The organism is Mesorhizobium album (genome assembly GCF_033977205.1).
In the GTDB taxonomy this organism is placed as follows: domain Bacteria; phylum Pseudomonadota; class Alphaproteobacteria; order Rhizobiales; family Rhizobiaceae; genus Mesorhizobium; species Mesorhizobium album.
The window spans coordinates 34,906-44,776 of the sequence record NZ_JAVIIW010000023.1; the positions used below are offsets into that span (position 1 = coordinate 34,906).

Sequence of the window (9,871 nt, forward strand, 5' to 3'; positions counted from 1 at the left end):
GTTACACTTGGCCGCACCACACCGCTGCGGCCCGAATTTTCGCGCATCAGCTACCGCCGTCAGCCCCCCGTCAGCAACATTCGCTCAATTCATCGGCAAAGACGGGTCGGCGTCCGCACCCTGCAGGCCCAACGGATGAGCCGCGATTCGAGGCTCTGTCAGCATGCGTTATTGGAAGGTCACAATCTTCGCAGCCGCTGTCGTGCTTGGCGTCGTGCCAGCAACAGCTTACCTCGTCAGGACCACACCCGATCTCGATTGTTTACTGGCCACACCAGTTGGATCAAAGACATCAGCCCCACAGGGCATCCATCTGAGCGAGCTGCCGCCCTATGTAGTGGACGCCCTGATTTCCGCCGAGGATCGGAATTTCTATGGAAATTTCGGGGCCGAGCCGCTTTCCATGCTGCGAGCGCTCTACGCCGACATCAGGGCCGGACGGATCGTCCAGGGTGGCAGCACGATAAGCGAGCAATTGGCCAAGAATCTGCTGCCGCCGCAGCAATCGAGGATCCTCCAGAAAATCCGCGAAATCGTTGTCGTCATGATGCTCGAGCACCGCTTCAGCAAGAATCGGATTCTCGAACTGTATCTCGACCGCGTCTATTTCGGCAGCGGCGCCTACGGGATCGAGGCTGCCGCCCGCCGCTATTTCGGGAAATCCGCAAGCAAATTGACGCTCTACGAAGCGGCAATGCTGGTCGGAGCGCTGCCGGCGCCCTCCTACCTGAATCCGTTACACGATCCTGCCCGAGCAGAGCGCCGTGCCCAGACCGTCCTGCAGGACATGGTCGAAGCTGGCCATCTGACGCCCGAAGAGCGCCGGCGGGCGCTCGCAGGCCAGGGGGAGGCTGCCAACCAGTGATGCGGCTTTTCTATTGGCTCTACGAACAAAGGCTTCAACGTCAGGTGCGCGATGGTCCGGTGCCGGATCACGTCGGCATCATCCTTGATGGCAATCGCCGATTTGCCCGGCGACGCGGCTATAGCGAGCTCCGACTGGCCTACGAACTTGGCGCGGAAAAGCTCGACGATGTCCTTGCCTGGTGCATCGACCTTAAAGTTCGCGCCGTCACGCTGTGGGCTTTCTCGATCGACAACATGCGCCGCCCCCCGACGGAGGTGTCTGCGATATTGACGGCCGTGGAGAAAAAGATTGCCGCGCTGGCCGAGGATGCTTTGACCCGCCGGCAAGGTATTCGATTCAAAGCCGTCGGCCGGCTTGAGCTTCTGCCGACTTCGACGGTCGACGTGCTTCGCCAAGCCGTGGAGCGGACCACCGACAACGATGCGCTTACCGTGACCATTGCGATCGCCTATGGCGGCCGCGAGGAGATCATTGACGCGGTTCGCAACCTCATTCGAAGCCAATGTCGACGAGGGCGCGACCTCGACGCGATCCTCGACGAATTGAGCCCCGGAGCGATAGACGAATGGCTTTACACCGCCGGCCTGCCCGATCTCGATCTCATCATCCGCACGAGCGGCGAAATCCGCCTTTCGGGGTTTCTCCTTTGGCAGAGCGCCCGAAGCGAGCTTTATTTTTCCGACGTGAACTGGCCTGAGTTCCGCAAGCTCGACTTTCTTCGCGCCATTCGCGCCTTCCAGCGCCGGCGACGCCGGTTTGGCAAATAGGATTGTCTGCATCGAGTTGCCCTGCACTGCCCCTTCCAGGGCAGGCGATTGAACGAGACCTTCGATAAGCCGGGCCTCGGAAAGCTATCGATGCATTCCGGATCGCACGATCGTGACCCAAGGTTCTGGCAGAACGGATGAGCTCGTCAGACTCCCGTCAGGTTCGCCCGTCATCCAGTGGAAGAGGCGGCATGTGGATAAACCAATGTACGAACTTGATGCCAAGCTAACGCATGCACTCAACAGCGTCGCAGGAACGAGCCAATTGCTCAATTCCCTGATGATCTGGGTTTCGGCGATCGGCGTTCCGCTTCTGGTCCTGGCGGTCGCTGGACAATGGTGGCGGCGGGCCGATCGACAGCATAACCGGCATGTGCTCCTCGCCGCCGGCTTCTCCTTCCTGCTCGGTTTGGCCTTCAACCAGCTTATCCTGCTGTTCGTGCATCGGATGAGCCCTTATGACGCCGGCGTCACGCATCTCCTGATCGCCCGCAGTGCCAATCCCTCGTTTCCCTCCGATCATGCGACGGCGGCCGCCGCAATCGCGGCCGCCTTTCTGTTGCACGGAATGCGGAAGCCCGGGCTCTGGTTTCTGGCAGCCGCACTTCTGGTGATGGTTTCATGTGTCTATATCGGCACGCACTACGTGAGCGATGTTCTGGGCGGTGCCCTGACCGGAATCTTCGCGGCCATGCTGGTCCGCGCTCTCTTTCGGAAGGGAGCGCGAGCCGATCAATGGATCATCGGCCGCCTGGAGGCGCTTTTGGATTCGTGACGTCCTTCTCGCCACCATAACCGCGTTCATCGCAGCACACCCATTTTCGCCTATGCGGCGGCGCTGCGGCTCGCCTTGTCGGAATCCGTTCCGATCGTCGGCATCGTCGCTCCTGCTCCGCCGTCATCCTCGCGATCAGCGCCTCCGATCACCCACCCGCCGGACTACACGGTTTCGTGAACCATAGCGATCGGAACCGGCGTAACCTCCATCGGTGCCATGGCGAACTTCCAGAAGAACCTGCGGCTTCCGGCAGCACCGGGAGAGAAGGTTCTTGCGATAACGCCCATTGGAGGACCAGCATGTCAAACCGCCTGATTTCCGCTGCCGTTGCCAGTGCCTTTGCCGCAGCCATTGGCGCCGCTGCCATAGGCTCCGCATCGGCCGCTATGAGCGAGGCAGAAATGATGAAGATGCGGGAGATGACCAAAAAGGAGGTCGCTTCCGGCAAGATGGAGAAGTGCTTCGGCGTGGCGCTGAAGGGCCATAACGACTGCTATGCGGGCGCTGGAACCACCTGCGCGGGCACGTCCACCAAGGACTACCAGGGCAATGCCTTCAAGCTGGTGAAGAAGGGAACCTGCACCGCCATGACAACGCCCAAGGGCCACGGCTCGCTGAAGCCGATCACCTGATGTCCAAGGAACTGCGGCGGGTGGCGTCGCCATCCGCCTGCTGCCCGTTGCCCTTCCGGGAGCCCGACCATGAACATTCCTCCGCGCGCCGGCGTGGGACTTAAGCCGCAGCACTACCGCGAGATCCTGGAAACCGTGCCGGATATCGGTTTTTTCGAGGTCCACGCCGAAAACTACATGGGGGCTGGTGGACCGCCGCACCGCTACCTCCGCGCGATCCGCGAGCTCTATCCGCTATCGCTGCACGGCGTCGGCCTGTCGATCGGCGCGGCCGGGTCCCTCGACCAAGACCATTTGAGGCGCCTGAAGGACCTGATCGCCCGTTACCAGCCGGGGCTTTTCTCCGAGCACCTTGCATGGTCGAGCCATGGCGAGGCGTTTCTGAACGATCTCCTGCCGATGCCCTACACCAAGGAAACGCTCCGGCGCATCGCCTCCCACATCGACGAGGTGCAGGAAACACTCGGCCGTCAGATGCTGCTGGAAAATCCCTCCACCTACATCGCCTTTGCCGAAAGCACCTATGCCGAGCCTGATTTCATCGCCGAGGTGCAGCAGCGCACCGGCTGCGGACTGCTGCTCGATGTGAGCAACGTCCATGTCGCCTCGACCAATCAGCAGTGGGATCCTTTCGCCTATGTCGACGCCTACCCGCTCGGCGCCGTGCAGGAAATACATCTTGCCGGCTTCACGCCGGAAACCGACGAGAAACAGAGGCCGCTTCTTATCGACACCCACAACCGGCCGGTCGACCCGTTGGTTTGGCAGCTCTACGCCTACGTGATCGGCAAGCTCGGTCCCATGCCGACGCTGATCGAATGGGATGCCGACTTGCCATCGTGGGGCGAACTGCACGCGGAGGCCATGCGGGCCGAAGCGCATATGACATCTCACGCGACACCGCAGGAGGTGCGCCTTGCAGGGACTGGCTGAACGGCAGCAGGATTTCGCCATGGCCCTGCTCGATGCGGCGCGGGCCACGCCGCCGGGCCTTGTAGGCCCCGATGGCTTACCAAGTCCGCGCCGCTTTGCGGTCTATCGCAACAACGTCGTGGCCGGCCTCATCGAGACATTGAAGGAAAACTACCCGGCGGTTCATCGTATCGTCGGAGACGAATTCTTCCGCGCCATGGCGGGGCAATTTACAACAACCCATCCGCCGCGGTCCCCCATCATGCTGGGCTACGGCGCGGGCTTCCCGGAATTCATTGATGGATTCGAGCCTGCGGCGACTCTGCCCTATCTCGCCGATGTGGCGAGGATCGAGCGCGCCTGGATCGAGGCCTATCACGCAGCCGATGCGGAACCGCTTACCGCTGCCGATCTCCTCGCCATCGATCAGGACCGCCTCGCCCAGGTCAGGCTGGCGCTCCATCCTTCGCTGCGCGTTACGCAATCGCGCTTTCCCGCCCTCGCCATCTGGCGGATGAACATAGCGGGCGGCGAGCCCGCATATGTCGATCTCGATGCCGGCGGCGAGGATGCCCTCATCATCCGCCCAGGCGCAGAAGTTCGTGTGCACCAGATCCCGATGGGGGCAGCGGCCCTCGTCACGTGCCTGGGCGCCGGCAGGCCAGTGGTGGCCGCAGCTATCGCCGCGCTTGAGGTCACAATCGACTTCGATCTCAGCGCGACGCTGGCCGGACTGATCGAAGCCGGCGCTTTCATCGGTTGGAGCCTCGAACAAGAGGCCGGAGGGGAGCCATCATGACTTCAGCCCCCGAACTGGTCCGTACGCTGACAAGGCGGCTTTCCTCTGTCGCCATGGCTGTGGCGCCGCTGTTTCTGCGAGCCGCACTTGCGGTACCGTTTTTCCGCTCCGGCCTCACGCGCTGGGACGGCTTCCTGCAGATTTCGGATAGCACCACCTATCTGTTCGAAGAGGAGTTCAAGTTGCACATCTTCGGCGCCGAGTACGGGTTCCCCATGCCCGATGCCGTAGCCTATCTTGTGGCAACCGCCGAGCTCACTTTGCCGGTGCTGCTGGTCCTGGGCCTCGCCACCCGCTTCGCCGCGCTGGCGATGCTCGTCATGACCGGTGTCATCCAACTTGTGGTGCCCGACGGCTGGGCCAACTTCCATCTGCCCTGGGCCGCCATGGCAATCTCGATCATGGCTCTGGGCGCCGGGCCTATTTCCCTCGACCGGCTGATAGCCTTACGATTTGCTTCGGAGGCATCCCGGCAATGACCACCAAACCGGTGCTGAAGCTTGTGCGGGGGGCGGCTGCTCCCTCGCCGCAAGTGCGAGAGCTGGATTGGTCGATCCTCATGGCAAGGGCCCAGGACGGCGATGCCAATGCCTACCGGCGGCTCCTCGAGAGCATCACGCCTTACCTCCGCGCCCACGCGGCGCGCTGTCACCGCAATCCCAGCGATGTCGAGGATGCGGTGCAGGATATCCTGCTTACCTTGCACGCCGTGCGTCGGACCTATGATCCGGCGCGGCCCTTCGGTCCCTGGCTCACAGCCATTGCCAGACGCAGGCTGATCGACCGCCTGCGCCGCCAAGGTCGCCGTCGGGCCTTCGAAACGGAATTTGAACCTGCGCACGAAACTTTTGCCGACCAGCCCACGAACCTTGAGGACATGACGAATATCCATGAGATTGCCGCGGCGCTCGAGCGCCTTCCTCCGGGACAGCGTGAAGCCGTGCTGCTCACCAAGATCGAAGGGCTGTCGCTGAAGGAAGCCTCGGCGGCGAGCGGGACGAGCGTGGCGGCGCTGAAAGTCGCAACGCACCGCGCCGTCCAGCGCCTGCGGCGATTCTTCTCCGGCGGGAGTGAGCCATGACCCCCACGGATGAACTCATCTCCGCGCTTACCACCAATCTGAGGCCGGTCAGGCGGCTTCGTCCGCCGTTGGTGCGCGCCACCGGTTTCCTGCTGCTGGCTGCATTGATCCTCGCCATGATTGCTGCCGCGCATGGCTGGCGGCCGGGGCTGCTCGTTCGCCTGGCGGAAATCCGCTTCGCCTTGAGCCTTGCGGGGGCTCTCTTCACCGGCGTTCTTGCCGCAGTCGCGGCATTCCTAGTCAGCCTCCCCGGCCGCTCACGTCACTGGCTGTGGCTGCCTTTCCCGGCGCTTGCCCTGTGGCTTTTCTCGATCGGCTATCAGTGCCTGAGTTTCTGGATACCAATGGCTCCCGGCGGCGCGTCCCCCGGCGAGACTGTTTCGTGCATTGCCACTTTGGTGCTGACCAGCCTGCCGTTGTCACTCGCCTTGGGCCTCATGCTCCGCCATGCCGCCAGTTTCAACCCGGCGCCGGTGATATTCGCCGCAAGTCTTTCCGTGGCTGGAATTACCGCAACGGCGCTGACCCTGTTCCATCCGATCGACGCCAGCGTCGAGATTCTGATGTTCAATCTCGGCACCGGACTGTTGATCATGCTGTCGGGCGCCGCCATCAACCTGTTCCTGTCGAGCCGCGTGGAGATGTCGCAATGATCGGACCGTCGCCCATCGGCAGCAATTCAACGACATCGCGGGCTGCGCTGTCGCTCGCTCTTGGCGGCCTTTCGGCAGGTCTCCTCGCCTCCGCCTGCTGTATCCTCCCCCTCGCCTTCGCGCTCGCGGGAATCAGCGGCGCCTGGATTGCCCATCTCACTGCGCTGGCGCCCTATCAGCCATACTTCCTCACGGTGGCGGTCGTCTCCATCGGCCTCGGATTGTGGCGCTACCGACGCAACGAAGCTGCCTGCCTTGCGGGCTCGCTTTGCGCCAATCCCGCTTATCGCCGTTCCACCCGATGTATCCTGTTGGTCGCGAGCCTCATTGCAGCGTCGGCCGCCGCTGTCGACGTCTACGGACAGCTCAATCTGTAGGAGATCCCCATGCACATCGCGATCGCAATCGCTGTCCTGCTCCTCGCCACCGCGCCCGCCGCCGCGGGGCAGCGCACCGCCACTTTCTCAGTGCCCGACATGACGTGTCCGATCTGCCCCGTCACCGTTGCGACCGCAATCAAACGCCTTGACGGCATCGTCGCGGTTTCAACAGATATCGATGCCAAGACAGCAACGGTCGTCTTCGACGATGGCAAGACGAGCACCGCGGCGATCGCCGATGCCTCCACCAACGCCGGCTATGCGGCCGCACTGGTTAAAGAGCAATGATCGAGCTCACCAGCACCATCACCTGTCCGGCCTGCGGCCACCGCAAAACCGAGACGATGCCGGCCGATGCCTGCCAGCACTTCTACGAATGCGAAAGCTGCAAGGTTCTCCTCAAGCCCCTGGCGGGAGATTGCTGCGTCTTCTGCTCTTACGGCGACCATCCCTGTCCGCCGAAACAGAAGGAACAGCAGTCCGGGGCATCGGGCGGGCGTCATTGCTGTTGATGACAACGACACTCCCGCTGCTGCCAGTCGGCGTAGCACTTTCATGCGCGGCTCGCCACCGCTCGGCCGGCAATGTGACGTCGCCGGCGTGCGGCACGCCGAAGATAGGCACCGCAGCGTCGTCAAATTCATCCGCTGTAAGCCGGGGCTTCGCTCGCGCACTCCTCATTGACATCGGCGCAACACCGGCTATTTGTAGCGCCGGAAAGTGGACGGGGTTCCGTCCGCTTCGCGGATGGCGCCCATTCGTGCGTGACCCGCTAAACGTCCATCGGCACGTGAGCCGATCCGGTCGCAGCCTACCCGGTTAAAACAAGGAAGCCTGGTGAAGACTATCGTTATCTGTTCCGGCGGATTGGATTCCGTCACGCTCGCCTACAAGGTCGCAGCCGAAAGGGCCCTCACCCGCCTCGTGTCGTTTGACTACGGCCAGCGCCACAAGAAGGAGCTGGAATATGCGCGGAGGTGTGCCTTGCACCTCGGCGTGCCACACGACGTCGTCGATATCACCGCGGTCGGACGCCTCCTGACCGGCTCGGCGCTGACCAGCGGCGGCCCGGTCCCCGAGGGGCACTATGCGGAAGACAGCATGCGCGTCACTGTCGTACCCAATCGCAACGCGATTATGCTGGCGGTGGCCTTTGGTGTAGCCGCGGCGGAACAGGCCGATGCCGTGGCGGCAGCGGTCCACGGCGGGGATCATTTCATCTATCCGGACTGCCGCCCGGCTTTTGTCGAAGCCTTCGAGGCCATGCAGCGCCACGCGCTGGAGGGACTGGCGAGTATCGCCCTTTACGCGCCGTTCCTGCAACTGAGCAAAGCCGACATTGTCAGTGAAGGCGCGCGGCTCGGCGTGCCCTTCGCGGAAACCTGGTCGTGTTACCAGGGCGGGGCTCATCATTGCGGTCGCTGTGGCACCTGCGTCGAGCGGCGCGAGGCCTTTCACCTCGCTGCTCAAAACGATCCAACATCCTACGAAGACCCGGACTACTGGACCGAAGCTTGCCAGCAATACCAAGCAACGCAAGGGCAATAGGGCGCGCAGTCATGTACACCATCGCCAAGCGGTTTTCCTTTTCGGCATCACATGTGATCGGCGGCCTGCCGGCGGAGCACCCTTGCGCCCGGTTGCACGGCCACAACTACGAAGTCGAGGTCGTGTTGCAGTCGGCCGAGCTTGACCCGGTCGGCTTTGTCCGCGACTACCGCGAACTCTCGGAACTCAAGGCGCTCATCGACAACACCCTGGATCATCGCCACCTCAACGAGGTCCTCGGACATGATCGGACGACCAGCGAGGTCATTGCCAAGTGGATCTACGACTGGTGCAGTGAGCGGTGGCCGGAGGTCGCAGCTATCCGCATCAGCGAGACCCCGAAAACATGGGCGGAATACCGGCCATGAAGGGGAGCATCCGCATCAGCGAGATCTTCGGTCCGACGGTCCAGGGAGAAGGTCCGCTGATCGGGCGCCCGACCGTGTTCGTACGCACGGGCGGTTGCGATTACCGCTGCCGCTGGTGCGACACGCTGTATGCGGTGCTGCCCGAGTTCCGCGAAGACTGGACGCTGATGACGCCAACCGCGATCCTGACGGAGGTTGAGCGGCTGTCGAGCTCCGCGCCGGTGCTTGTGTCGCTGTCGGGCGGCAATCCCGCACTTCAGCCTTTGGCTCCGCTCATCGAACAGGGCCGCCAGAAAGGACACACCTTCGCCCTCGAGACCCAAGGTAGTGTGGCACAGTCCTGGTTTGCCGCGCTCGACTGGCTCATTCTCAGCCCGAAGCCTCCGTCTTCGGGGATGGCAACCGACTGGCAGGCTCTCGACGATTGCGTCGCGGCGGCAAAGAGCGGAACGCAGCGCGTCGTCAAGGTGACTGTGTTTGACGACAATGACTACGCCTATGCCCGGCTCGTGGCGAACCGCTATCCAGCTCTGCCGGTTTATCTGCAGGTCGGGAATTCTGCTCCGCTGATTACCCATGCTGGTCCTGGCCGCGAAGAGGCCGACATCGACGATCTGATGCAGCGCTTCCGCTGGCTTGTCGACAAGGTCGCGGCGGATGGGTGGTTCACGGCAACGGTCCTGCCGCAGTTGCATGTGCTGGCCTGGGGCAACAGACGTGGCGTCTAATGGATTCGCTTTAACGTGCCCGGCCGCTATTCCTCGTCCGGCACGTCGCCACAAAGAGCCGCGTTTGGCTCGTCGTGCCCAGCGGTGCTGCCGCAAGGCACCGAAAGATTCATAACGGCAGCGCCGTCCCCGGTTTGATCGCTCCAGTCTCGGCGGGCAGCACGGCAATGCCTTCACCGACTATGTCTGCTTTCGGATTGAGCGAACAGGTCGCTACACCCGAGATAGTCGGGCAAAGCAGCCTTTTTGAAATCGATGTCGTTTTCGCACACGACCGAGAAGGAGCGGGGCCGGAGCCCGCCCTCGGCGGCTCATCCGAAAGCCGCCATCTGGTGGCACGGCAGTTCCTCAAGGTGA

Annotated in this window: 15 protein-coding genes; all 15 read left to right on the forward strand. The window is 62.8% G+C overall.

The window, feature by feature from the left end; translation table 11 throughout:
* Nucleotides 1–202 precede the first annotated feature (202 nt).
* The gene (locus RFN28_RS19705; protein WP_320288988.1) at nt 203–865 is read left to right on the forward strand and encodes a transglycosylase domain-containing protein; all 663 of its coding nucleotides are present in this window, start codon (nt 203–205) and stop codon (nt 863–865) included.
* Nucleotides 865–1,635, forward strand: coding sequence for a polyprenyl diphosphate synthase (gene uppS / locus RFN28_RS19710; protein WP_320288989.1), 771 nt, complete (start codon nt 865–867; stop codon nt 1,633–1,635). Before RFN28_RS19705 ends, uppS begins: the two co-directional genes overlap by 1 nt.
* 205 nt (nt 1,636–1,840) lie before the next feature.
* On the forward strand, nt 1,841–2,410 hold the full coding sequence (locus RFN28_RS19715) for a phosphatase PAP2 family protein (protein ID WP_320288990.1): 570 nt from the start codon (nt 1,841–1,843) through the stop codon (nt 2,408–2,410).
* A gap of 302 nt (nt 2,411–2,712) precedes the next feature.
* Nucleotides 2,713–3,045 (forward strand): BufA1 family periplasmic bufferin-type metallophore, encoded by a 333-nt coding sequence (locus tag RFN28_RS19720; protein WP_320288991.1) that lies wholly within the window; start codon nt 2,713–2,715, stop codon nt 3,043–3,045.
* Nucleotides 3,046–3,114: 69 nt separating this feature from the next.
* Nucleotides 3,115–3,978, forward strand: coding sequence for an MNIO family bufferin maturase (gene bufB / locus RFN28_RS19725; protein ID WP_320288992.1), 864 nt, complete (start codon nt 3,115–3,117; stop codon nt 3,976–3,978).
* Nucleotides 3,962–4,756 (forward strand): HvfC/BufC N-terminal domain-containing protein, encoded by a 795-nt coding sequence (locus RFN28_RS19730; protein ID WP_320288993.1) that lies wholly within the window; start codon nt 3,962–3,964, stop codon nt 4,754–4,756. Before bufB ends, RFN28_RS19730 begins: the two co-directional genes overlap by 17 nt.
* Nucleotides 4,753–5,235: a DoxX family protein gene (locus RFN28_RS19735; protein WP_320288994.1), complete on the forward strand. Its 483-nt coding sequence runs from the start codon at nt 4,753–4,755 to the stop codon at nt 5,233–5,235. Before RFN28_RS19730 ends, RFN28_RS19735 begins: the two co-directional genes overlap by 4 nt.
* Nucleotides 5,232–5,837, forward strand: a complete 606-nt coding sequence (locus RFN28_RS19740; RefSeq protein WP_320288995.1) for a sigma-70 family RNA polymerase sigma factor — start codon at nt 5,232–5,234, stop codon at nt 5,835–5,837. The genes RFN28_RS19735 and RFN28_RS19740 overlap by 4 nt, the downstream gene beginning before the upstream one ends.
* Entirely contained in the window at nt 5,834–6,490 is a 657-nt protein-coding gene (locus tag RFN28_RS19745) for an NrsF family protein (RefSeq protein WP_320288996.1), read from the forward strand. The genes RFN28_RS19740 and RFN28_RS19745 overlap by 4 nt, the downstream gene beginning before the upstream one ends.
* Complete coding sequence (locus RFN28_RS19750; protein WP_320288997.1) at nt 6,487–6,867, forward strand: mercuric transporter MerT family protein; 381 nt, start codon at nt 6,487–6,489, stop codon at nt 6,865–6,867. The genes RFN28_RS19745 and RFN28_RS19750 overlap by 4 nt, the downstream gene beginning before the upstream one ends.
* Nucleotides 6,868–6,876: 9 nt before the next feature.
* Complete coding sequence (locus RFN28_RS19755; RefSeq protein ID WP_320288998.1) at nt 6,877–7,158, forward strand: heavy-metal-associated domain-containing protein; 282 nt, start codon at nt 6,877–6,879, stop codon at nt 7,156–7,158.
* Nucleotides 7,155–7,382, forward strand: coding sequence for a GDCCVxC domain-containing (seleno)protein (locus RFN28_RS19760; protein WP_347349862.1), 228 nt, complete (start codon nt 7,155–7,157; stop codon nt 7,380–7,382). The genes RFN28_RS19755 and RFN28_RS19760 overlap by 4 nt, the downstream gene beginning before the upstream one ends.
* A gap of 325 nt (nt 7,383–7,707) precedes the next feature.
* Nucleotides 7,708–8,418, forward strand: coding sequence for a 7-cyano-7-deazaguanine synthase QueC (gene queC, locus RFN28_RS19765; RefSeq protein ID WP_320288999.1), 711 nt, complete (start codon nt 7,708–7,710; stop codon nt 8,416–8,418).
* Nucleotides 8,419–8,429: 11 nt separating this feature from the next.
* Entirely contained in the window at nt 8,430–8,786 is a 357-nt protein-coding gene (gene queD / locus RFN28_RS19770; RefSeq protein WP_320260870.1) for a 6-carboxytetrahydropterin synthase QueD, read from the forward strand.
* Nucleotides 8,765–9,514, forward strand: a complete 750-nt coding sequence (gene queE, locus RFN28_RS19775; RefSeq protein ID WP_430678436.1) for a 7-carboxy-7-deazaguanine synthase QueE — start codon at nt 8,765–8,767, stop codon at nt 9,512–9,514. Before queD ends, queE begins: the two co-directional genes overlap by 22 nt.
* Nucleotides 9,515–9,871: the final 357 nt, after the last annotated feature.